We start from the raw sequence: 20,748 nt of genomic DNA on the forward strand, positions 1-20,748 counted from the left end.
TGTCGCAGCGGTAACTCAGGACACCAGCGACGTGCGCGACAACAGGTCGATCGCCGCGTAGACGTGCCGCAGCGTCGGCGCCGGCACACGGGTGAGCTCGGCGATCTCCACCACCGCGGCGATGATCGCGTCGATCTCCAGCCGCTTCCCGGCTTCCAGGTCCTGCAGCATCGACGTCTTGTGGTGCCCGACGCGGCGGGCGCCGTCGATGCGCTTGTCGATGGAGATCTGCGGGTCGCAGCCCGCGGCCCGCGCGATGGTCAGGGTCTCCGCCATCATCTGGGCCACCAGGTCGCGGCTGTCGGAGTGGTCGCAGATCTCCACCATCGTCGCGCGGGTCAGCGCGCTCAGAGGGTTGAACGCCACGTTGCCCATGAGCTTGATCCAGATGTCCTCGCGGACGTCCTTCTCCACCGGGCACTTCAGCCCGCCCGCGATCATCGCCTCGCTCAGCGCGACGCATCGCGGGGAGATGCTGCGGTCCGGCTCGCCGATCGAGAACCGCGTGCCCTCCAGGTGCCGGATCACACCGGGCGACTCGATCTCGGTCGAGCAGTAGACGACGCAGCCGATCGCCCGTTCCATGGGCAGCACGGCGGTGACCGACCCACCGGGGTCCACGGCCTCGATCCGTTGTCCCTCCAGGGGATGTCCGGTCATGCCGTGGAAGTACCACCACGGGATCCCGTTCTGCGCCGCGATCACGGCCGTGTCCGGGCCCATCAGCGGCGCCAGCAGATCGCCTGACGACGCGTACGAGTACGCCTTCAGACCGAGGAAAACGTAGTCGACCTCGCCCACCTCCGCGGGATCCGAGGTCGCATGTGGACGTGCGGTGAAATCACCGCGCGGGCTCAGCACCCGCACGCCGTGCTCACGCATTGCGGCGAGATGGGCTCCACGCGCGATCAAGTGGACTTCCACGCCCGCACGATGCAAAGCCGCACCGACGTAGGCACCGATCGCTCCGGCTCCGAGAACAGCGATCTTCATAGCACGCCCCGCTCGCTAATATTGCATACAGTATACGGACAACACGCCCACATCACCAGAAGTGCTTTTTGTATGCTAAAAGCTGTATCCTGCCCGGCATGACCTCTTTGCCCAGTGGCCGCCGGGCGCCCCGCGGCTCACTCAGCGCCGCGGCGACCCGCCGGGTCGAACGCCCCGCACCGCTGCGACAGGCCGTCTACGACGCCTTGCTCGAGCTGATCGTCAACCGCACCCTCGAGCCCGGCCAGCACCTGGTCGAGGCCGAGCTGGCCGAGTACCTCGGCGTGAGCAGGCAGCCCGTGCGCGAGGCCCTGCAGCGGCTCCAGACCGACGGCTGGGTCGACCTGCGCCCCGCCCAGGGCGCCTTCGTGCACACGCCGACCGAGGAGGAGGCCGACCAGCTGCTCGCCGTGCGCAGCGTGCTGGAGACCTACTCGGCCAAGCTCGCCGCCGAGCACGCCACCGCTGCCGACGTGAAGCTCCTCAGGAAGCTGCAGAAGGCCGGCGAGGAGGCCCTGGGCACCGAGAACGTCGAGCGCCTGGTCAAGGCGAACGCCGACCTGCACGCGGCCGTCGCGGCGATCGGCCGCAACAAGGTCCTGTCCGAGATGATCGGTCTGGTCGACCGCCGGGTGCGCTGGTACTACACCCCGATCGCCCGCCCGCGCAGCCGCGACTCCTGGAACGAGCACGCCGAGCTGGTCACGGCCATCGCCGACGGTGACGCGGAACGGGCCGGCGAGGTCATGCACCGCCACGCGGAGCAGACCCGCCAGACCTACCACGACCGCAAGGCACCCGAAGGCTCCACCGACAGCGACTGACTCGTCGCTCCCGGATCACCCGAAACGGTCATTTGGTACCGCACGGGTGATCCCCGACACGATGGCGGACGATTGCATACAAAACGCAGTATGCTGAATTGCGACAGGGACGGGGTCGACGACGACCCGCGAGAGGTTTCCCACCGGGTACCCGCACGACGGACATCCGGCGGAACAGATTCCGGACGCAGCCCTGTTCCTCCCGTGCCGCAGCACCTGTCAGGTCCCTGCGCGCCCTGGGAGCCACCATCGACAGGAGGAAGATCATGTCCCGCTTGAAGAACTTCGCTCGTTCCCTCACCGAGCCGCGCAACGGCGCCTCCGCCGACGGCCGTGCGCTGGGCCTCGGGCTTTCCACCGCGCTGGCGGAACAGCGCAAGGACGCCGAGGCCCAGGCGGCCGTGGCCAAGACGCTCCGCCCCGGTTTCGAGGGCAAGGACAGCGAAGGCCACACGATTCACGGCTGAGAGTCCCTGACCGGAGCGTCTTCTTCGCTCCTGCGCGCACTCTCGGCGTCCTCCACGGCGCAGCGGGCAGCCCGTCGTGAGGTGTGCAGGCTCCACACCGTCGTGACGGCGAGCGTCGCCACGATGACCCCGAGGGACACCACGATCGGGATCTCCGGAGCCCACGAGACACCGTGGCGGTGCATCGCTTCGAAGATGAGCTTGAACCCGATGAACGCGAGCACCACCGCGAGGCCCTTGCTCAGGTGCACCAGGCGGTCCAGGAGACCGCCCACCAGGAAGAAGAGCTGGCGCAGGCCCATCAACGCGAACGCGTTGGCGGTCAGCACCAGGTACGGCTCCTTGGTGAGCCCGAAGATCGCCGGGATCGAGTCCACCGCGAACAACAGGTCCGTGGTGCCCACGGCGACCATGACGATCAGCATCGGCGTCACGACGCGCTTGCCGTCGATGCGCGTCGTCAGCGCGGCGCCGTGGTACACTGTGGTCGCCGGCAGGAACTTCTTCACCGCGCGCAGGGCGGCGTTCTCCGGGACGTCGGCCTCGTCGGCCTCGTCGGTCTCGTCCTGCTTCAGCAGCTTCCACGCGGTGAAGATCAGGAAGGCGCCGAAGAAGTAGAACAGCCAGTCGAACCGCGAGATCGCCTGAGCTCCCAGGGCGATGAACACGGTGCGCAGCAACAGGGCCAGGACGATGCCGACGACGAGCACCTTCTGCCGGTACTCCCGCGGCACCGCGAACCGGGCCATGATGATCACGAACACGAACAGGTTGTCGACGCTCAGCGAGTACTCGGTGATCCAGCCGGCGAAGAACTCACCGCCGTGGCCGGGCCCGGCGAACACCGTGACGCCGAGTCCGAACAGGACGGCCAGGCCGACGTAGAAGAGCACCCAGTACAACGACTCGCGGAACGACGGTTCGTGCGGTTTGCGTGCCACCAGGTAGAAGTCGAACGCGATGACGGCGGCGATGCCGCCCATCGTCGCGATCCAGACCCAGACGGGAAGATCCAACATCCTTGGCTCCTTCGGCGGAAGGTCAGCGGGAGGCGGTGGCTGCCAAGCGATGTCGCAGACGCATCGCGATGCGCTCGTGCAGCCACAGGAAACCGATGGCCCAGCCGAGGCTCACGATGCCTTGGTAGGCGAGGAAACCGGCCAGATCCGTGGGCAGCCGGACCTGACCGGCGAGCACGAGGCTCACAGTGATCTCGTGCACCAGCCGAGCCACGGGAAACGCGACCAGCCAGTACAGAGCCACCGGAGCGAACCGGCCGGCCGGGAGCCGGCCCGCCGCCACCAGCAGGCTGAAGCCTCCGCCGAACGCGCCCAGCGGCAGGCCGAGCGCGACCGTGGTGACGAGCGCCCACCCGAGCGGCTGGCCGACGAGCGTGGCCAGCCCTCCCGCGATGAGCCCCGCGGCGAGACCGACGAACGCGCCGGGCACCGCTTCTGTGAGAAAGCCTTCGCGGATCGCCATCTCAGCCGACCACCACTCCGAACTTGACGAGACTGAAGAACAGCATGCCCAGGTAGAACACCGCGCCGAAGCCGATGATGATGTTGGTGATCAGCTTGGGGCGGATGGGTTTCGGCAGCATCCGGTTGTTCACCAGCAGGAGCACCACGCAGTAGGCGCCCATGGCGAACGTCGACAGGAACGCGAGCACGTCGAGGATCGCGCCCGGCCCGTCGGCCGGTCCGAACAGCAGGATCAGGATGCCGAAGGTGATGACACCCCACAGGAATCCCGCGTAGAGGTGCGACATCCGGAACCTCTTCGCGCCCTTGACGAAGTGGTACGTCATGTCCGCCTGGCCGCGCGAGAACGAGTCGAACAGACCGAGTGTGGCGTTCAGGCCGATCAGCGCGATGAACCCTAGGAACACCGCGCCGAGCACCGGTCCGCCCGCGGACGCGAAGGCGTCCGACATGGCGTTCAAAGCGGCTTCACGCTCACCGTTCTCGATGAGGTTCTTGACGTCCGGCGAGGTCCGTGAAGCCGACTGCGCGAGGACCGTGAAAGAAACCGTGACGAGCATCGTGATGCCCCAGAAGAGCAACAGCGCGTCGAACGTGACCCAGCGCCGCCAGCCCTTCCACTTCGCGAGCTCCGCCTTGTCCTCGGTGTCGAACATGAAGCCGCGGGCGGGCATCTTCTCCTCCTCGCCCGCGTGCCGCAGCCCCCGGACCTTCGGGATGTGCGCGCCCATGCCGGCACCGCTGTCGCGCAGGTGCAGCGTGTACCACATCTGCTGCATACCGGACGGGCCGGCGAACGCGATCGAGCCGACGATGATCGGGAACCACTCCGGTGACATGGCCTGCGCCGGGAAGTACCCGAACTGGAACATGCCGGACACCGTGCTGGTCAGGTCTCCCCAGGTGCCGACCATCGCCGCCACCACCGCGGTGCTGACGACGAGCAGTCCGATGAGGATGGACAGCAGGTTCTCGAGCAGGTTGTAGATGACCTTGGCGAGGCTGAACAGCACCCCGACCAGGATCAGGCCGACACACGCCGACACCGTCCAGGGTATGCCGGTGATCTTCTCCAGAGCCGCCGCTCCGGCAGACAGGTGACCTGGCCAGATGTACACGAGCACGGCCACCACGAAGAAGAACCACATGATCGGTTTGAACACGCGTGCGGCACCGAAGAAGATGCTCTCCCCCGTCGCCATCGCGTACCGCGCCATCTCGAGCATGACGACGGCCTGCAGCGTCACGCCGATGAGGAAGAGCCACCTGATGTCCGGTCCGAAGACCAGCACCAGGCGTGGCCACATGTAGGACTCGCCCATGCCCACGCCAAGGGCCACCAGGAACACCGTGGGACCGAGCAGGTGGATCGACGGTGGTGCGTCGGGGAGTTTCCTGATGGGCATCGCTTCCAGCTTGCCCGCGGCCCAGACCCGTTCCGTCTCGGGCGGGGTACTGGTTTCGGTGCGAGCGGCCAGATTTGGATCATCCACGGTTAACAACCTCCAGAGGACCGGCTGTCTTCGTTGACCTCCCTGGCGGGTTCGCGACCGTGGGCGTGTTCACGGTCGCGGACGGGCCATCTCTCCTTGGTACTGCCGCAAAATGGTCGTGGCCTCTCCCAAGGCCACGACCATTCGCGACTAACTACAGCAAGCCGGCGGCACGTGCCCACCGGTACTTCGCACCCAGTACCGCGACAGGCTTCTCCGTTGTGTACGGGTACGCAACCACTCCGTGCCGGTACAGGTACTCGCTCGCTTCCTCCACCTCGACGTCACCTGCGAGGGAAGCGACGACGGGCTTGTGGATCCCGTTCGCCCGGTACTCCTCCACGACGTCGACCACGAGCTCCGCGAACACCATCGGGGGCGTGACGATGGTGTGCCAGTAGCCGAGGATCAACGAGTGGACGCGGTCGTCGGCGAGACCGAGCGCGATCGTGTTCCGGTACGTCGAGGGCGGCTCCCCGCCGGTGATGTCGACGGGGTTGCCCGCCGCGCCGAAGGGCGGGATGAACTTCCGGAACGCCGCGTCCAGGTCGTCCGGGATGCTCATCAACGACAACCCGTTGTCCACACAGGCGTCCGAGAGCAGCACGCCCGAGCCGCCCGCGCCGGTGATGATGACGACGTTCTCGCCTTTGGGTGTGGCCAGCAGGGGGATTCCGCGCGCGTACTCCAGCAGGTCGTTCAGGCCGGGAGCGCGGATCACGCCGCTCTGTTTCAGGATGTCGTCGTAGACCCGGTCGTTGCCGGCGAGTGCGCCGGTGTGCGAGCTCGCGGCCTTGGCACCCTGGTCGGTGCGTCCCGCCTTGAGCACCACGACCGGTTTCTTGACCGAGACGCGTTTCGCCGTTTCCGCGAAGGACCGGCCGTCCTTGAGGTCCTCGAGGTGCATCGCGACGAGCTGGGTGTTCGGGTCGGACTCGAAGAACGTCAGCAGGTCGTCCTCGTCGATGTCGGCCTTGTTTCCCACACCCACGATCGCCGAGACGCCCATGCCCGCGGAACGGCTGAATCCGAGGATCGCCATGCCGATTCCGCCACTTTGCGACGTGAGGGCGACGCCGCCCTTGACGTCGTACGGCGTGCAGAAGGTCGCCGAGAGGTTTTCCGGCGTGTAGTAGTAGCCGTAGATGTTCGGACCGAGGATGCGCACGCCGTACTTGCGCGCGATCGCCACGATCTCGTTCTGCAGCTCGATGTTGCCCGTCTCGCCGAAGCCGGACGGGATCATGATCGCGCCGCCGACGCCCTTCTTGCCGGCCTCTTCGAGGGCGGCGGGCACGAACTTCGCCGGGATGGCGAACACCGCGACGTCGATGTCTCCCGGCACGTCGGCGATGCTCGCGAAGGCCTTGCGGTCGACGATCTCGTCCGCCTTGGGGTTGATCGGGTGGATCTCGCCCCGGTAGCCGCCGTTGACCAGGTTCTTCATCACCGAGTTGCCGATCTTGCCCTCTTCGTTCGAGGCACCGATCACGGCGACGGCGTTCGGCCTCATGATCCGGTTCATCGAGGCGAGGATCTCGTCCTGCGTGAACCTGTGCGGCTCCTTGGCGGCGTTCTCGTCCACCAGGATGCGGACGTCGACCGCGGTGGCGCCGGAAGGCGTTGCCAGCACGGGGTTGAGGTCGACCTCCGCGAGCTGCGGGAAGTCCGTGACCAGGTCCGACACCCGGTGGATCAGGTCGGCGAGCTCGGCCGCGTCGACACCCTCCGCGCCGCGGACACCGCGCAGGACCTCCGCGGCCGCGATGCCGTCGACCATCGACAGGGCCTCTTCGGGGCTGGTGGGCGCCAGCCGGAACGTGACGTCCTTGAGCACCTCGACCAGGATGCCGCCGAGGCCGAAGGCGACGATCTTGCCGAACGTCTCGTCGGTGGTGGCGCCCACGATGACCTCGTGGACCTCTTTCCCGGTCGGCAGCTGCTGCTGGACCTGGACGCCGGTGACGTCCGCGTCCGCCTTGTGGTTCCTGGCGTTGTGGATGATCGTGCGGTAGCCCTCGGCGACCTCACCGGCGTTGCGCAGGCCCACCAGCACACCGCCGGCCTCAGTTTTGTGCAGGATGTCCGGTGAGACGATCTTGAGCACGACCGGGTAGCCGATCTCCTCGGCGAACGCGACGGCGCCCTCCGACGACTTCGCCAGCGCCTCGGCCGGGGTCGCGATCCCGTAGGCGTCGCAGACCCGCTTGCCCTCCGGGGCGGTGAGCGACGACCGCCCCTCCGCCCGCACCTTCGCGAGCACGTTCTCGACCGCGGCGCGGTCGTAGCCGTTGTCCGGCATGAGACTCCGTCCCCTCGAGGTTAGATGACGCCGGCGGCACGCAGTCCGGCCAGCCGGTCCGCGCTGTAGCCCAGTGCTCCGAGGACCTCGTCGTTGTGCTCACCGAGCAGCGGCGGGCGCTGGATCTCGACGACCGAGTCGGAGAGCTTGAGCGGGTTGCCGACCGTCTTGAACGAGCCGCGCTCGGGGTGCTCGACCTCGACCACGGTGCCCAGCTCGGCCAGCGTCTCGTCCTCGATGATCTCCTTGGTGGACAGGATGGGTCCGCACGGGATGTTGTGGGCGTTGAGCTTGTCCATCACCTCCCACTTGGTGTGCTTCTCCGTCCACTCCTCGATCAGCGCGAACGCCTTGTCCAGCTTGGAGAGCCTGACCTCGGGCGTGGACCACGCCGGGTCCTCGGCGAGTTCGGGCCTGCCGATCAGCTCGGTCAGCGGTGCCCAGCCGACGGGCTGGATGATCACGTAGATGTAGTCGTTGGGGCCGCCGGGGGCACAGCGCACCGCCCAGCCGGGCTGGCCACCACCGGATGCGTTGCCGGAGCGGGGCACCTCGTCCCCGAACTGCTCGTTCGGGTACTCCCCCAGCGGTCCGTGGGTGAGCCGCTGCTGGTCGCGCAGCTTCACCCGGCACAGGTTGAGCACGGCGTCCTGCATCGCGACCTGGACGCGCTGGCCGCGTCCGGTGTTGGTGCGCTGGTACAGCGCGGCCAGGATCGCGGCCACCAGGTGGATGCCGGTGCCCGAGTCGCCGATCTGCGCGCCGGTGGCGAGAGGCGGTCCCTCCTCGAACCCCGTGGTGCTCATAGAGCCGCCCATCGCCTGCGCGATCACCTCGTACGCCTTGAAGTCGGCGTAACGGCCGGGCCCGAAGCCCTTGATCGACGCGTAGACGAGCCTCTCGTTGAGAGCGCGCAGCTTCTCCCACGGGTAGCCGAACCGCTCGACCACGCCGGGCCCGAAGTTCTCGACGAGGACGTCGACGTCGCCGACGAGCTTCTCGAAGACCTCCTTGCCCTCGGCGGACTTCATGTTGAGGGTGATGCTCCGCTTGTTGCAGTTGAGCATCGTGAAGTAGAGACTGTCCACTTCGGGCAGATCGCGCAGCTGGCCGCGGGTGATGTCGCCCCGTCCCGGCGTCTCCAGCTTGATGACGTCGGCGCCCAGCCAGGCGAGCAGCTGGGTCGACGAGGGTCCGGACTGCACGTGCGTCATGTCGAGGACTTTGACGCCCTCCAAGGCCTTGGCCTGAGTTTTACCCATTTTGGTCAGCTCACCTACTTGTACATCGTCTGGTTCATGGTTCCGGGCGCGTACACGTCGGGGTCGATCCACACGTTGATCAGCGAGGGCTTTCCGGACTCGCGGGCACGACGCAACGCCGGCGCGATGTCCTTGGGGTCGCGCACTTCCTCGCCGTAACCGCCGAGCATCTTGGCGAACTGGTCGTACTTCACGTCGCCGAGCGTGTTGCCGACGCGTTCGCGCTCCAGCCCGTACTTGGCCGCCTGGCCGTAGCGGATCTGGTTCATCGACGAGTTGTTGCCGACGATGCCGACGAATGGCAGGTCGTAGCGGACCAGCGTCTCGAAGTCCCAGCCGGTGAGGCTGAACGCGCCGTCGCCGAAGAGCGCCACGACCTCCTTGTCCGGCCTGGCCAGTTTCGCGGCGAGCACGAACGGGATGCCGACGCCGAGCGTCCCGAGTGGACCGGGGTCCATCCAGTGGCCGGGCGAGCGGGGCTGCACGACCTGACCGGAGAACGTGACGACGTCGCCGCCGTCGCCGATGTAGATGGAGTCCTCGGTGAGGAAGTCGTTGATCTCGCTCACCAGGCGGTACGGGTGGATCGGCACGTCCTCGGAGAGCAGGTGCTCGGCCCGCTTCATCCGGGCCTTCTCCTCGACCGCCTGCAGTTCCTCCAGCCACACCTTGCGGCCCATCGCGCCGTTGTCCTCGCGCCCCGACGCGGCCTGCGCGACGCTCGACAGGACCAGGTCGGCGTCACCGACGATGCCGAGGTCGACATCGCGGTTCTTGCCGACGGTGCGGTAGTCGAGGTCGATCTGGACGACCGTCGCTTTCGCGGAAAGCCTTCGGCCGTAGCCCATCCGGAAGTCGAACGGGGTTCCGACGATCACGATGACGTCGGCGTTGTCGAAGGCGTAGCGGCGCGACAGCTGGAAGTGGTGCGGGTCGCCGGGCGGCAGGGTGCCGCGGCCAGCGCCGTTCATGTAGGCGGGGATGTTGAGGGTGCGGACGAGGTCGATCGCGGAGTCCGTGGCGCGCGTCGTCCACACTTGGCTGCCCAGCAGGATCGCGGGCTTCTTGGCGTGCACCAGCAGGTCCGCGAGCTTCTCGATGTCCGCCGGGTCACCGACGCTGCGCGTGGACGCGCGGTAGTGGCCCGCTTCGGGTACTCGGGCGGTGCTCACCGGCACCTTGGCGTCCAGGACGTCGCGCGGGATCTCCAGGAACGACGGGCCCGGCGCTCCGGCGTTGGCCTCGCGGAACGCCATCGACACCATGTCCGCGATGCGGGCGGTGTGCGGGACGTTCGCCGCGAACTTCGTGATCGGCGTCATCATGTCGACGTGCGGGAGGTCCTGCAGCGAGCCCATCTTGTGCTGGCTCAACGCACCCTGGCCGCCGATCAGCAGCATCGGGCTCTCCGCGCGGAACGCGTTCGCGACGCCCGTGACGGCGTCGGTGGTGCCCGGCCCCGCGGTCACGACGGCGCACCCGGGTTTGCCGGTGATCCGCGCGTACCCGTCGGCCGCGTGCGCCGCGACCTGTTCGTGCCGGACGTCGATGACGGCGATGCCCTCGTCCACGCAGCCGTCGTAGATGTCGATGATGTGCCCGCCGCACAGCGTGAAGATGGTGTCGACGCCCTCGGCTTTGAGGGCCTTCGCCACCAGGTGGCCACCAGAGATGGACTCAGGAATCGACTCCGGCTCCGCGGAACTCGTCATCGGCGATCAGCTCCCCTTGGCGCTTCGACTGTAGATTGCATACCGTATGAGGTAGGCATATCGTTACTCCGCTACCAACCGGATGTCCATAGATGGCCGCAAGTTTTCGGCGAGAGGACGTAGACGGTGGATCTTTTCGAACACGAGGCGCGGGACCTCTTCGAGCGGTACGGGGTGCCCGTTCCGCGTGGTTTCGTGGCGGACACTCCTGAATCCGCGCGCGAGGCGGCCGCGGAACTCGGCGGCACTGTCGTCGTGAAGGCTCAGGTGAAGACGGGCGGACGCGGCAAGGCCGGCGGCATCACACTCGCTTCGTCACCCGACGAAGCTTTCGTTGCGGCAGCGGCCATCCTGGGGATGGACATCAAGGGCCACACCGTGCGCGAGGTCCTGATCACCGAGGCGAGCGAGATCGCCGAGGAGTACTACCTGTCGTTCCTGCTCGACCGTGCCAACAGGACGTTCATCGGCATGGCGTCGGCCAGCGGCGGCATGGAGATCGAGGAGATGGCCGACTCCATCACCCGGATGCCAGCTTCGGCCTTCGACGCATCGGCGGTGTTCCCAAAGGAGATCGCCGCGGAGGTGAACGCGGTCGCTGCCGCTCTGTGGAAGGTATTCGTCTCCGAGGACGCCACCCTGGTCGAGGTGAACCCGTTGGCGCGCACCAAGGACGGCCGGATCATCGCGCTGGACGGCAAAGTGACGCTGGACGACAACGCGTCGTTCCGGCACTCTCGACCTTCGGCCGATGCCTCCGGTGACCCGCTGGAGGTGCGGGCCGCCGAGAAGAGCCTGAACTACGTCAAGCTCGACGGCACCGTCGGTGTCATCGGCAACGGCGCGGGACTCGTCATGTCCACATTGGACGTCGTGGCGCTGGCCGGCGCCGCACCGGCGAACTTCCTCGACATCGGCGGCGGCGCCTCGGCCCAGGTGATGGCCGACGGCCTCGACGTCATCCTCTCGGACCCGTCGGTCCGCAGCGTGCTCGTGAACGTGTTCGGCGGCATCACCGCGTGCGACGCCGTTGCCGGCGGAATCGTGCAGGCCCTCGGCATGCTCGGCGACCGCGCCGACAAACCCCTGGTAGTCCGCCTCGACGGCAACAACGCCGAAGCGGGCCACCGCATCCTCGACGAGGCCCGGCATCCGCTGATCACCGTGGCGCACACGATGGACGACGCGGCGGGCCGTGCCGCCGCCCTCGCCGGCAAGGAGTCCTGATGGCGATCTTCCTCGACGAGAACAGCCGCGTGGTCGTGCAGGGCATGACGGGCTCGGAGGGTGCCAAGCACACCCGCCGCATGCTCGCGGCCGGCACGAAGGTCGTCGGCGGCGTCAACGCCCGCAAGGCCGGCACGTCCGTGGACTTCGACGACGTGACGCTGCCGGTGTACGGCACGGTCGCCCAGGCGATGGCGGAGACCGGCGCGACCGTGTCGGTGCTCTTCGTCCCACCCGCCAACACCTGCGACGCGGTGATCGAGGCGATCGACGCCGGGATCGGCCTCGCCGTCGTGATCACCGAGGGCGTCCCGGTCCACGACACGGCACGGTTCTGGGCGCACGCGCAGGGCCGTTCGACGCGGATCATCGGCCCCAACTGCCCCGGCATCATCAGTCCCGGCAAGTCCAACGCGGGCATCATCCCCGCGGACATCACCAAACCGGGGTCGATCGGCCTGGTGTCGAAGTCGGGAACGCTGACGTACCAGCTGATGCACGAGCTGAAGGACTTCGGCTTCACGACGTGCGTCGGCATCGGCGGCGACCCGATCGTCGGCACCACGCACATCGACGCGATCGAGGCGTTCGAGGCGGATCCGGAGACCGAGCTGATCGTGATGATCGGCGAGATCGGCGGTGACGCGGAGGAACGGGCGGCGGAGTTCGTGCGGGACAACGTGTCCAAGCCCGTAGTCGGCTACGTCGCGGGCTTCACCGCGCCCGAGGGCAGGACGATGGGCCACGCGGGCGCCATCGTCTCGGGTTCCTCGGGCACGGCGGAGGCCAAGAAGCTGGCCATGGAGGCGGTCGGGATCAGGGTCGGCAGGACGCCGTCGGAGACCGCGGCCCTGGCCAGGGCGATCCTCACCGGCTAACCGGTGCAGATGGCCCTGTCCGCCACGTCGACGGCCGAGGGCTTGCCGGAGCCCTGCCAGTTCGTGTTGGTCACGACCGACGCGAACCGGCCGTCGTCGGTGGTCAGGGTGAACGAGTAGTGCCCGGTGGTCAGGGCACCGTTGTGACCCCATGCGACCACGCCGCACGACAGCGGCACCTTCACCAGGGCCAGGCCGTAGAGGTCGGCCTGACCGAACGTGCGCTTCATCTCGGCCAGCGCCGCGGGTGAGACGAGCCTGCCGCCGACCACCGCGCGGTAGAACCGCCGGAGGTCGTCCAAAGTGGACTCCATGGCACCGGCGGTGCTCCAGAACGACAGTTCGACGGCGGTGGTCGCCTCGGTCCAGAAGAAGAGCTGGCCGAGGCGGCCGCCCAGGTAGCCGTTCAGGAACGGTGTCTTCAGCGCACGGTCACCGGGTGCCGGGAAGCGCGTCTCGGTCAGGCCGAGGGGGTGGATGATCCGCTCGGTGATCGCGTCGCCGGCCTGCCTGCCGGTGAGGCGTTCGATCAGCAGGCCCAGCACCAGGAAACCGACGTTCGAGTAGTTCTGGGCGGCACCGGGGGCGTTCTGCGCGGGCTCGTCCATCGCCGAGCGGACCAGCTCGGCCAGCGTGTACGCACCGCCCGGGCTCGCCTTCGCGTCGCGGACGTCGCGGACGAGACCACTGGTGTGCTGCAGCAACTGGCGCACGGTGATCACATCACCGTTGTAGTTGCCGGTGAGCACGCCGGGCAGGTACCGCGAGATCGGGGCGTCCAGTTCGGCGCGGCCCTCGTCGACGAGCTGCAGCACCACGACGGCGGTGAACGTCTTGGTCTGACTGCCGATCCGGAAGTGGTCGGCCGCGGTGATCGGACGCTGCTCGTGGAGCTTCCCGGTGCCGGTCGACCGCGTACCGGACCCGGTGTGCACGGCGGCACCCGGTCCCGCCTGCATCAGGTACCGGTCGAGCATCGTCTGCACGGCGTCGTCGGCCTTCGCCGGTGTGACGCCGAGGAGCAGGAGCGCGCAGACGAGCACGGCGAGGCGCTTCACGCGGTCACCTCCTTGGCGGTCGGCAGCTCGGCCGAGCCGGAGGCCTTGTCGCCGATCACGGACATCGCCTGCTTCACGATCTTCAGCACCGCCTGCGCGCCCTCGACCAGCTTGATCAGGTTCTCCCCGCTGGTCAGCAGTTCCCCGAGCTTGGCCGCGATCCGCCCACCGCACTCGACCGCGATCTGCACGCACTGCGGGATCGCCACGGCGATGCTCTGCCCGAACGTGACGGCCGCCGAGGCGATCGCCTGGGTCATGATCGGCACGATCTTGCCGACCGCCTCGGTGATCAGCCTCGTCACCTCGACGACCACCTGCGCGACCACCTCACCCGCCTTGATCAGCGCGGTCGCGTTGGTCAGTGCCGTCTCGGCCACGGACAGCACGCCGTCGACGAGTTCCTTGCCCGTCCTGGCGTACTCGGCCGCGCTGTCGCCGGTCCAGCCGTCGGTCTCACTGCTCGCCTTGGCGCCGTACTCGCCGGCGAGGCTGGTCGCGGTCTTGCTCGCGTTCTGGAACTCGCCCGCGCCCTGCCGCACGCCGTCCGGGTCGCCGCGCAGCTCGTTCAGCGGCTCCTCCAGGAACGAGATCATCGGCGTGAGGAAGCCGGCGCCCGCGCTGTCCAAGGCCTGCAACGGTTTCCCGTTCGAGCCCAGTTCGCTCATCGGGGCCCTGGGGGTCTGAGCCAGATCGGACGACAGCCACTCGTCGCCCGCGATGGCGTTCGTGGTGGTGCGGAGCTCGTTCAGCAGCGCGGCGATCGTGCCCGCGTCCGTCGCGGTGGCGGTCATCGGCCCGCTCCCGTGATGTCCGCGGCGTTGCGCTCGTCGGTGCGCTGGTAGTTCTCGGCGGTCCGCCGCATTCCCTCGCCCACCTTGTCCATCGTGGACGCGAGGTGCGCGAACGCACCCGTCGTCTCCCCCATCGGCCCGCTCAGGCCGGTGCTGAGGAACTGGGCGAACGAGCCGAGCGAGGACTGACCGACCTGGCCGGGCAACCGGGTGCCGGTGCCGGACAGCTGGTCGGCGTACCCGGTCAGGGTCCTGGCGTGGCGGCGCAACTGCTCGTGGTCGGCGGTGAAGCTCATCGCACGGCCTCCGGCAGGTGCCTGGTGATCTGGTGCAGCGCGTCGCTTTCGCCGAGGTAGTCCGCCATGACCTCGGTCATGCGCGTGCTCGCCAGCCGTTGTGCCTCCCGTGCGGTGCTGACGATCAGCATCGCGAGCGTGTCGACGTCGAGCTTGCGCGCCGCCGGCGTCAGCGCGACGTCGCCGAGCACCCCGCCCGCGTTCACCGTCACGGTGACCTCGCCGCGTGGCGAGGTCGCCTTCGCCCCCACCTCGGCCAGGCTCGCGCTCGCCGACCGTGCGCTGTACGCGACTCGTTCCAGGCGTTCCTGGTAGTCCGCCAGCCACTGCGCTGGATCCACTTCTCCCCCTCCGTCAGGCTCGCGCGATCGCGGCGAGCTCACCGATCAGGCGAACCAGGTCGTGGTGCCGCACCGGGTTGACGCTCACCCAGCCGTCGTCACCGGCGTCGACCCTGACCCGTCCGCTCGCACTGTCCAACCAGGACACCTCTTGCCGCTGCCCGCCCCTGACCACGCCCGCCTGGCCCTGCCCGGTGACCTCGAGGTCGAGCCCGGCACCGGGCGGCAGGGTGATCGGCATGAGCTGCGCGGGCCGGGCGTGCGGAACCAGCGCCACGAGCTCGTCGCCGAGCGTCTCCGCCTCGACGTGCACCACTCGGACCGTGCTCTCGGACTGCGTGCACACCACTGCTTCGTCCCCGTGGACCATCGCCACCGCACCCGTGCCGGGCACGACGAGATCCACCACGGCGGTGTGCTCGTGCAGCGCGGTGACCAGAGACGCGGCCATGCCGACAGGTCCGTGCGCTGCAGCGAGTCCGCGCGCCTGCAACCCGTGGCCCGCCTCGGCGAGGAGCCGCGCGCGTTCGTCCGCGAGCCTGCCGAACGACGGCACCCGCAGCGGGAACGGCCAGCGCACCCCGGCGTGCGTGGCGAGCAGGTCCATCTCCACCAGGTCGAAGGCGATCACCGGGACGCCTTCCGCGCCTGGTCGGCGTCGGTCTCGGTGTAGGTGGACCTGATGTCGGCGAGCATCTGCCGGAACTCGCGCACCTCGCGTTCGGCGGCACCCACCTCGCCCGCGAGTCCCGACCCTGCGTCCTTGAGCCGGCGCGACAGGTCCTGGGCGGGCGGCGCGGTGCCGAGCAACGGCTGCCGCTCGGCCAGCCTGCTCGACGTCGCCACGAGGTCGGCGGTCAGCTCGGCCAGCCTGCCCAGGGTCCTCACCCGGTCCTGCAACTGGTCGGGCGCGACTTCGAAGCCGGTCACTGTTCTTCCCCGATCACGGCCGGAGACACCCGTTCGGTCACCGCGAACAGGTCGTGGTCGAGTGTCGGCATCTGGTTCTCGTGCTCCTGGTCCTCGTCCTTGCGCGCCGCTCCCGCCGGAGGTGCGCCCATCGCGTTGTTCTGACTGGCTGTGCGCGCGTCGGCGGTGAGGGTGCCGGTCGCGGCGATTCCGCCGTGCTGGCCGAACACCACGCCGGCCCGCATGCCCGGTGTGAGCTGCTGGCTGACCGGCGCGGTGCCACCGATCACCGGGCCCCGCGTGGCCGTCGCCGCCGAACCGCCCACCAGCCGCTGCCACGGCACGCCACCTGAACTGGGCGTCTTCACCTGGGCCACGGCCGCGGCACGAGGTGTGGCGGCGGCCTGCGGGACGTTGCTCCTGGCGTCCTCGATCAGCCGGCCGCTGCCGTTGAGGCTGGACTCGTAGGTCTGCATCGCCCGAACCGCCTGGGCCTTCTGCTGGTCGGCGGAGGCGGCACCGAAGTAGAAGTAGAAGCCCGAGGTCCCCGCCGGCATCGTGGGAGCGCTCGGCAACGCGAACGGTGCGGGAGCGCTCGGCAACGCGAACGGCGCGGGCGCGGTGGGCAGCCCGAACGGCGCACCGGGCAACGCCAACGGCGCCGGGGCGCCGGGCAACGCGAAAGGCGCACTGGGCAGACCGGCGAACGCGGGCATCGTCGTCCCCGGCCCCGGTGGCGGCGGCATCGCGGCCCGAGCCGCGGCCAGCGCGTCGGCCGAGTCCTGCGCGGCCTTCTGCCCCGCCGCGGCCAGTTCGCTGATCTTCCCGATCCGCTCGGCCAGCGCACCGAGCCGCGTGGCGGCCTCCTCCGCCGCGGCCCCGGTCCACCCGTCGAGCAACGCCGTCCGCTGCTCCCGGAGCACCTCGGCGTGAGCGTCCAGCGCGGCACGATGACGCGTCCACTCGTCGGCGACCGTGCTCACGTCCGCGACGTCGGCGTCCTGCCACAGCATCCGGTGCAACTCTTCGTGGCTGTACGCCTCCCAGTTGATCTCACCAGGCGACACCCCTCGACCCCCTTCGTCCGTCCCGGCAGAACGATCACAGCGGGGCCGGACGAAGGACAGGCCAGACGACCGGCCACTCGTGGCCGGTCTGCCTGATCAGCGCAAACGCGCGAAATGATCCTGCAGGCGCGCGTGCCGGAACTGGTAGACCGCACCCGCCCGGCGCAGCACGCCACGTCGGTAGGCGTCGTCGAGGAACGCCGGCAAACCCCACGGCAGCTTGCCGGTCAGCGGCAGCCAGACGCGCGCGAACACCACCCACTGCCCCCACGCGGTCAGGCTCAGCACGTACGCCAGCCCGCCGCCGATCCCGCCGACGAGCCCGAGCGACAGGGCCGTCACCGGGCTCCACACCACCTCGAACCGCAACGCCGTCAGCCCGCTCGCGACGGCCCCGGTGGCCCCCGCGACGAACACCGCGAACACCGGCACCATCATCGCGACGAGCCCGAGCACCGCACGCCGGTTCGCCGCCAGCAAGCCGTCCGGACTGCCCGCCGACCGCACGTCGAGCGGCGCCTCCGTCGCGGCGACCACGGCGAACACCATCCCGGCGCCGAACCCGAACACCAGGCCGAACACGCCGACGTCGACGAGCACCCCGGTCGTCATCTCGAAACCAGGTGTGACCAGCCAGTACGCCATCGCGCGCACCAGCCCGTAGGCGGCACCGACCGCGCCGCCGAACGCCAGCCCGAGCAGTCCGCGCGACCACACCCGCCTGCCGGCACGGCCACGCCACCGCAGCCGGGTCCGCACGGGTTCGATCGGCGTCCTGCTCACCACGAACCGGTGCGCCACCCCGAACAGCACGCCGGTGACCAGCCCGATCATCACCGCGAACGCCACGCCCCTGGCGGCCAGCCCGCCGAGCAGCGCGGCCTCCAGCGCCAAGTCCGCGATCCCGACCGCCACGCCGACGGTCATGCCGGTCACCACCGACGACGTGCCGAACCGCCACCAGGCCACGTCGTGCGTGCCGAGCCTGGTCAGGTGGTCGGCGAGGTATCCGAGCCAAGGCTGCACACGTTCGGCGTGCACGCCGTACACAGCCGGTATGAAGCTGCTGAGCAGGTGGCGTTCGACCTGGTCCGGCTCGTGGAAGTCCAGCAGCGCGATCGGGTCGTGGTCCGGGGTGTCGCTGTAGATCCGGCGGGCCAGCGCCACCATCAACGGCGTCGTCAGCACCTCCGCCAGGGGACCGCCGTTGCGCACCTCGTCCAGCACGGGCTTCCAGGCGTTGCCGCCCGGCCCGGTCTTGCGGGTGGTGCGCGGCAGGTAGTCCGCGAGGTCGTCGCACGTCAGGTCCGCCAGCACGACCGTGGCGGCCGACGTCAGCACGTCCGTGCCCTCCACGGCGTCGCGGTACTCGTCCACCCGGCTGGTCAGCAGCAACGGCAGAGTGGTGGTGTTCAACGCGTTGAGCGCCTGCCGGTGCAGTCCGGTCGCGATCTCGTCGAAGCCGTCCAGCACGGGCAGCACCCGTTGCGCGTCGACCAGCGCCGCCGCCAGCGTGCCTCCGCCGGGTCCCGGCGCCGCGAGGAACGGGTGGTCGCGCGTCAGCTGGCCGGCGAGCCAGTCGCGCAGTCCCAGACGTCCGGGGTGCCACGCCCCGAGGTGGAAGATCACCGGCACCGGGTCGGCCGGGTTGCGCGCGCCGAGCAGGTCCAGCACGAACCGCGTGGTCAGCACCGTCTTGCCGGCCCCGGCCCGTCCCAGCACGACCAGCCGCCGCGACCCCACCCGGCGGTAGACCTCGACGACCTGGTCGAGCCGTCCGCCGAGCGCGCCCTCGGCGCCGATGTTGAGCCGGCTGTCCATCCACGTCGCGGGCGCCTCGTCCCACCGCACCGGCAACGGCACCGGGTCGTGGACCTGCCGCTGCTCCTCCTCGCGCCGCCACCGGGCCTCGATCGCGACCTTCAACGTCTCGGCGGCCTCGTGCAGCGGGTCGAACCGGACCGGCTCCACGACCAGCGGCTCGTCCCGCCCGGCAGCGGAGAACAGCTCGACCCGTTCGGCGCCGGTGAGCTCCAGAGCGTCCGCCAACGCGCGCACGGTGCCCATGCGGGGATCGGTCCGTTCACCGGTCTCCAGCCCACGCACCGTGCGGATGCCCACGGCAGCGCGACCGGCGAGCGCTTCCTGGCTCAATCCCGCCCGCTGCCGCCATTGACGCAGCAGTAAGCCGAACTGGCTCGCCACAACCGCCCCCTCGTCCAGATGATCAGCAGACTACCGAGACGGCCGCGTCTCGTGGCCGATCCCATCCGGTTGGAGGAAGATCGCGATGTGCTGACCGAGTGGCTCCACGCCGTTCCACCGTTGCTGGTCTACGTCGTCGTGGGCCTGGTCGTCGGGGTCGAGAGCATGGGGATCCCGCTGCCGGGCGAGGTCGTGCTCGTCGCGGCGGCGCTCATGGCCTCGCACCACGACGGCGTCTCGCCGCTGTGGGTCGGCGTCGCCGCGTCGGCCGGCGCCATCATCGGCGACAGCATCGGGTACGCGCTGGGCAAGCGGTTCGGTCCGCGGATCTTCGGCTGGGCGGGTGAGAAGTTCCCCGGCCACTTCAGTCCCGAGAAGGTCGGACGCGCCCAGGCGCTGTTCGAACGGTTCGGCGCCTGGGCGGTCTTCTTCGGCCGGTTCGTGGCGTTGCTGCGGATCCTGTCCGGGCCGCTCGCCGCCACGATGGGCATGCACTACGGGAAGTTCCTGCTGGCCAACGCGGCTGGCGGCATCGCGTGGGCCGGCGGCACGACAGCGGCCGTCTACCTCGTGGGAGAGGCCGCCGAGCACTACCTCGCCGAGTTCTCGTGGATCGCGCTCGTCGTCGTGCTGCTCGCGGTCATCGGGTTCAGCGTCCGAGCCCGGCTCCGCCGTTCACCCCGATGACCTGGGCGGTGATGTGCCCGGCCTCCGGCGAGGTCAGGAACGTGATCGCCGCGGCGACGTCGGCCGGGGTGCCCGCGCGGCCGTTCGCCGGGGTGCCGACGAGCTTCTTGCGCCGCTCCTCGCTCAACGTGCCACCGAAGAACTCGGTGTCCTCGACGACACCCGGCGACACGACGTTGACCGTGATCCCCCTCGCCCCCAGGGCGAACGCGAGGTCCGCCGTCCACGCCTCGACCGCGGACTTGGCCGCGCCGTAGGCACCCGAACCACGCCGGCCCGCGATCGAGCCGAGCGTCACCACCCGTGCGTTGGCGGCCAGGCGCGGTTCCAGGGCCGTCGTCACCAGGACGGCGCTGATCACGTTGGACTCGTAGTTGGCGAGCCACAGGTTCCGCACGTCGGTCAGGTTCTCCGGCGCGGGCAGGCGGCGCGTCATGTTGCCGCCCGCGTTGTTGACGAGAACGTCCACAGAGGACGGCAGGTCGCTCAGCGCCGCCTCCACCGACTCCGGGTCGGCCGCGTCGAACACCACGGGCCGTGCGCCGATCTCCTCGGCCGCCGCCTTGAGCACGTCCTCCCGGCGTCCCGTGATCACCACGTCCAGGCCCTGCTCGGCGAGCCGGGCCGCCACCGCCTTGCCGATGCCGGTACCGCCGCCGGTCACCACTGCTGTGCGTGTCATGCGGACCTTGATAACAGTCGAATACATGCAGGTCGATCGGCCTGTTAGCCCATCGGGGTTCACGTGT

21 protein-coding genes are annotated in these 20,748 nt (G+C 69.2%); 5 read left to right on the forward strand and 16 right to left on the reverse strand.

Annotation, left to right across the window (positions count from 1 at the left end; translation table 11 throughout):
* Window positions 1–15: 15 nt before the first annotated feature.
* Window positions 16–993: a 2-dehydropantoate 2-reductase gene (locus DFR72_RS22915; RefSeq protein WP_090064789.1), complete on the reverse strand. Its 978-nt coding sequence runs from the start codon at window positions 991–993 to the stop codon at window positions 16–18.
* Between the two features lie 98 nt (window positions 994–1,091).
* Between DFR72_RS22915 and DFR72_RS22920 the strand changes: the two genes are divergently transcribed.
* Entirely contained in the window at window positions 1,092–1,817 is a 726-nt protein-coding gene (locus tag DFR72_RS22920; protein WP_090064790.1) for a GntR family transcriptional regulator, read from the forward strand.
* 266 nt (window positions 1,818–2,083) lie between these two features.
* Window positions 2,084–2,284 (forward strand): hypothetical protein, encoded by a 201-nt coding sequence (locus DFR72_RS22925; protein ID WP_090064791.1) that lies wholly within the window; start codon window positions 2,084–2,086, stop codon window positions 2,282–2,284.
* Here DFR72_RS22925 and DFR72_RS22930 read toward each other — a convergent pair.
* The 6 genes from DFR72_RS22930 to DFR72_RS22955 form a co-directional block, all read right to left on the reverse strand.
* The gene (locus DFR72_RS22930) at window positions 2,275–3,300 is read right to left on the reverse strand and encodes a TerC family protein (RefSeq protein ID WP_170176374.1); all 1,026 of its coding nucleotides are present in this window, start codon (window positions 3,298–3,300) and stop codon (window positions 2,275–2,277) included. The genes DFR72_RS22925 and DFR72_RS22930 overlap by 10 nt on opposite strands.
* 25 nt (window positions 3,301–3,325) lie before the next feature.
* Complete coding sequence (locus DFR72_RS22935) at window positions 3,326–3,766, reverse strand: hypothetical protein (protein ID WP_090064793.1); 441 nt, start codon at window positions 3,764–3,766, stop codon at window positions 3,326–3,328.
* Window position 3,767: 1 nt separating this feature from the next.
* Window positions 3,768–5,261, reverse strand: a complete 1,494-nt coding sequence (locus tag DFR72_RS22940; RefSeq protein WP_245983373.1) for an Nramp family divalent metal transporter — start codon at window positions 5,259–5,261, stop codon at window positions 3,768–3,770.
* 154 nt (window positions 5,262–5,415) lie between these two features.
* Window positions 5,416–7,563 (reverse strand): acetate--CoA ligase family protein, encoded by a 2,148-nt coding sequence (locus tag DFR72_RS22945; RefSeq protein WP_090064795.1) that lies wholly within the window; start codon window positions 7,561–7,563, stop codon window positions 5,416–5,418.
* Window positions 7,564–7,583: 20 nt separating this feature from the next.
* Window positions 7,584–8,825, reverse strand: a complete 1,242-nt coding sequence (gene frc / locus DFR72_RS22950) for a formyl-CoA transferase (RefSeq protein ID WP_090064796.1) — start codon at window positions 8,823–8,825, stop codon at window positions 7,584–7,586.
* Between the two features lie 14 nt (window positions 8,826–8,839).
* Window positions 8,840–10,537, reverse strand: a complete 1,698-nt coding sequence (locus DFR72_RS22955; protein WP_090064797.1) for a thiamine pyrophosphate-binding protein — start codon at window positions 10,535–10,537, stop codon at window positions 8,840–8,842.
* Between the two features lie 126 nt (window positions 10,538–10,663).
* On the opposite strand from DFR72_RS22955, the gene sucC reads away from it, so the two are divergent.
* Together sucC and sucD are read left to right on the forward strand one after the other, a co-directional pair.
* The gene (gene sucC / locus DFR72_RS22960) at window positions 10,664–11,764 is read left to right on the forward strand and encodes an ADP-forming succinate--CoA ligase subunit beta (protein ID WP_090064798.1); all 1,101 of its coding nucleotides are present in this window, start codon (window positions 10,664–10,666) and stop codon (window positions 11,762–11,764) included.
* Window positions 11,764–12,642: a succinate--CoA ligase subunit alpha gene (sucD, locus tag DFR72_RS22965; RefSeq protein WP_090064799.1), complete on the forward strand. Its 879-nt coding sequence runs from the start codon at window positions 11,764–11,766 to the stop codon at window positions 12,640–12,642. Before sucC ends, sucD begins: the two co-directional genes overlap by 1 nt.
* Here the strand turns inward: sucD and DFR72_RS22970 are convergent.
* The 8 genes from DFR72_RS22970 to DFR72_RS23005 form a co-directional block, all read right to left on the reverse strand.
* The gene (locus DFR72_RS22970) at window positions 12,639–13,700 is read right to left on the reverse strand and encodes a serine hydrolase domain-containing protein (protein ID WP_245983375.1); all 1,062 of its coding nucleotides are present in this window, start codon (window positions 13,698–13,700) and stop codon (window positions 12,639–12,641) included. The two genes, sucD and DFR72_RS22970, sit on opposite strands and share 4 nt — an antisense overlap.
* Complete coding sequence (locus DFR72_RS22975; RefSeq protein ID WP_245983377.1) at window positions 13,697–14,494, reverse strand: WXG100 family type VII secretion target; 798 nt, start codon at window positions 14,492–14,494, stop codon at window positions 13,697–13,699. Before DFR72_RS22975 ends, DFR72_RS22970 begins: the two co-directional genes overlap by 4 nt.
* Window positions 14,491–14,790, reverse strand: coding sequence for a type VII secretion target (locus tag DFR72_RS22980; protein WP_090064800.1), 300 nt, complete (start codon window positions 14,788–14,790; stop codon window positions 14,491–14,493). The genes DFR72_RS22975 and DFR72_RS22980 overlap by 4 nt, the downstream gene beginning before the upstream one ends.
* The gene (locus DFR72_RS22985; protein ID WP_090064801.1) at window positions 14,787–15,131 is read right to left on the reverse strand and encodes a YbaB/EbfC family nucleoid-associated protein; all 345 of its coding nucleotides are present in this window, start codon (window positions 15,129–15,131) and stop codon (window positions 14,787–14,789) included. Before DFR72_RS22985 ends, DFR72_RS22980 begins: the two co-directional genes overlap by 4 nt.
* 13 nt (window positions 15,132–15,144) lie before the next feature.
* Entirely contained in the window at window positions 15,145–15,762 is a 618-nt protein-coding gene (locus tag DFR72_RS22990) for an ESX secretion-associated protein EspG (RefSeq protein ID WP_342768667.1), read from the reverse strand.
* The gene (locus DFR72_RS22995) at window positions 15,759–16,061 is read right to left on the reverse strand and encodes a hypothetical protein (protein WP_090064802.1); all 303 of its coding nucleotides are present in this window, start codon (window positions 16,059–16,061) and stop codon (window positions 15,759–15,761) included. Before DFR72_RS22995 ends, DFR72_RS22990 begins: the two co-directional genes overlap by 4 nt.
* A complete protein-coding gene (locus DFR72_RS23000; protein WP_090064803.1) occupies window positions 16,058–17,107 on the reverse strand; it encodes a hypothetical protein in 1,050 nt (349 codons plus the stop codon). Before DFR72_RS23000 ends, DFR72_RS22995 begins: the two co-directional genes overlap by 4 nt.
* A gap of 96 nt (window positions 17,108–17,203) precedes the next feature.
* A complete protein-coding gene (locus DFR72_RS23005) occupies window positions 17,204–19,312 on the reverse strand; it encodes an XRE family transcriptional regulator (protein WP_090064804.1) in 2,109 nt (702 codons plus the stop codon).
* Between the two features lie 87 nt (window positions 19,313–19,399).
* On the opposite strand from DFR72_RS23005, the gene DFR72_RS23010 reads away from it, so the two are divergent.
* Window positions 19,400–19,999 carry a DedA family protein gene (locus tag DFR72_RS23010; RefSeq protein WP_245983379.1) on the forward strand — a complete coding sequence of 200 codons (600 nt, stop codon included), beginning with the start codon at window positions 19,400–19,402 and terminating at the stop codon, window positions 19,997–19,999.
* Here the strand turns inward: DFR72_RS23010 and DFR72_RS23015 are convergent.
* A complete protein-coding gene (locus DFR72_RS23015) occupies window positions 19,962–20,681 on the reverse strand; it encodes an SDR family NAD(P)-dependent oxidoreductase (protein WP_090064806.1) in 720 nt (239 codons plus the stop codon). The two genes, DFR72_RS23010 and DFR72_RS23015, sit on opposite strands and share 38 nt — an antisense overlap.
* Between the last annotated feature and the right edge of the window lie 67 nt (window positions 20,682–20,748).

Source organism: Lentzea flaviverrucosa (assembly GCF_003350445.1).
Lineage (GTDB): Bacteria > Actinomycetota > Actinomycetes > Mycobacteriales > Pseudonocardiaceae > Lentzea > Lentzea californiensis.